We start from the raw sequence: 2,157 nt of genomic DNA on the forward strand, positions 1-2,157 counted from the left end.
GCTTGTTCTTTAACCTCTGATGCTGTTGCTCAGGTGCGGGTTTCGAGTCCGGCCAGGAGGTAGGCGACGTCGAGTCCCGTACTGAGGTACTGCTCGAAGGTCTGATTGTTCAGGGCCCAGGGAGATCGACTCTGTCGAATGAGCGCGATGGCGGTCGCCGGGTCCTGGCCCAGCTCGATCAGGGTCTGTGCGACGACGAGGCCGGAGCGGTTGTAGCCGGAATGGCAGCGCACCAGAACGGTGCGGTCATTCCGTACGGCCTTAGCTGCCGTGATGGCCAGCTGTTGGACCGAGTGGAGTTGCTCAGCCGTGAGAGGGCCGTCTGGGATCTCACTGATCAGATGCTCTACTCCGGGGTGCGGTCCGTGACCTGGTCGGGTGAACAAGCTGATGACCAGGTCGAATTCAGTACCGACAACGGCGGTCTGCACCTCGCCGTCAGGGCTGGCCCAGAAGTGCCCGCCCTGCCATAGCCGCAGCCTGACTTCGTTCCATGGTGCCTGCGGCTCGGGGGCGCCTCGGTCCCTCTGGCGTGTCTTCACGGACGCTCCTCTCCAGGTGGACCAACGACGCGGTCAGGCGGTAGCGTTCCCTGCTCGATGCGCTCTCGTCGTTCCTTGATTGTCAGATCACGCAGTTCGGTCTTGCCCACGTCGAAGCGCGGGGCCTTCTGCCGGTTGGTGGAGCCAAGCGGTCGGCCTGGGCCAGGTCTTCCAGGTTTCGGCGCACTGGCCGGGAGGAGCGACTTCGTGCGGATGTTCCTGAACCCTCGCCGGACTCGCGCCGGGGTGAGTCGTCCGGGTGAAGCGGGCTTCTCCCATGGCCGGCGGAGGTCCTCGGCGAGCGGTCGGGCGAGGCGGAGCTGGGTGTGGGCGATGATCACCAGCCATGTCCAGCGGTCACCCGCTTCGGGTGTGCGGATCTTCGGGCGGGTCCAGCCGAGGGTCTGCTTGAACAACCGGAAGGTGTGTTCGAGATCGAATCGGCGGAGGAATGCCTGCCAGCGATGGTCGATGTCGTGGGCAGTGGTGCCGGTGCGGGAGGACCACAGCCAGACGGGCTTGGGGTCGCGGTCACCAGGGAGGTGGGCGACCTGCAGCCGGATCAGCGTCCCTTCGATCACGGGGAGGTCACCGTCGTGGTCGATCCAGCAGGTCCGGTGGGTGAGGCGGGGGTGCAGACGGTCCCAGCTGCTGGCCTTGGCGGTGCCGTAGCGAGTGGTCTCGGTGGTCGTGGCATGCTGAGGCTCGGGCCAGGTGACCGGCTTGTTCAGCGCAAACTCGGGGCCGTGCTTGGGAGGGCGGCCGTTGGTCCCTGGCATCCTGGGCGGCTTCGGTAGCCGCAGTACCCGGTCCGACCGGATCCGGCCGAGGAGTTCCACGGGCAAGTCGGCCAGGACGAAGGCGAGGCGGGTGACGTCGTAGCCGGCGTCCATCACTATGAGGATGTCCGGATCGTCGGCCTGCCAGTGCCCGGCGGCGATCAAGCGGTCGACGACGTCGCGGAGCTGGTCGGCGGTCACCGCGGTGGCGTCGTCCTGCGGGCCGAGACGGACCGCATCGAGCACCGCCGTCCACGAGGTGCGGCCGGACTCCAGCGCGGCCACGAAGGAGTACGGCCAGCCCGGGATGAACTGCGATGTGCTCTTCGCACGCCCGTAGACGTGGCAGAAGAGCCGCTCGGCGCTGGTCGGCGCGTCCGAGCGCAGCCACGGGCTGACGTCCACCGCGAGCACGATCCGTCCGTCGGCCGCTCTGGGAAGAGGCAGGCCGGACAACTCGGCGCGGAGTCGGCCCACCTCGATCCGGCCACGGTTCAACCCGTCGTAGAGCGCGCCGTGTCCGCGCCGGTGCTCAGACGTCAGCGTCAGGTCGACCAGAGTCTTCACCGGTCCGTCGGCGCAGAGCATGGCATCGGTCAGCTCGAACAGTGCGTCCGCCCGGGCAGTTAGGCATCCGTAGAAGCCCGCACGGAAATCGGACATCACGCTCAGTGCCCCGGCACGGTCGGCACTCTCCAGCACACTCGTCCTCAGGTTGTCATCGTGCCTTACGGCCGAATCACATGATCACGCGGACGTCGTCCAGCTGTCCTGCGAACACGAAAACCCGTGGTCAGCCAAGGGGCCAACCACAGGCAGAGGTTAAAGAACAAGCT

General features: G+C 66.8%; 2 protein-coding genes. Both read right to left on the reverse strand.

Features of this window, described 5'->3' with window-relative positions:
* Positions 1 to 29: 29 nt before the first annotated feature.
* Positions 30 to 542: a protein phosphatase gene (locus ACLJPL_RS33960; RefSeq protein WP_411084802.1), complete on the reverse strand. Its 513-nt coding sequence runs from the start codon at positions 540 to 542 to the stop codon at positions 30 to 32.
* Positions 539 to 1,984: an NF041680 family putative transposase gene (locus ACLJPL_RS33965; protein ID WP_411084803.1), complete on the reverse strand. Its 1,446-nt coding sequence runs from the start codon at positions 1,982 to 1,984 to the stop codon at positions 539 to 541. Before ACLJPL_RS33965 ends, ACLJPL_RS33960 begins: the two co-directional genes overlap by 4 nt.
* Positions 1,985 to 2,157: the final 173 nt, after the last annotated feature.

The sequence above is a fragment of the Streptomyces sp. cmx-18-6 genome, from assembly GCF_046548915.1.
GTDB lineage: Bacteria > Actinomycetota > Actinomycetes > Streptomycetales > Streptomycetaceae > Streptomyces.

What these genes read in the sequence shown, in the direction of transcription:
- ACLJPL_RS33965 (WP_411084803.1), bottom strand. Translation starts at nt 1,984, where the DNA reads ATGTCCGATTTCCGTGCGGGCTTCTACGGATGCCTAACTGCCCGGGCG.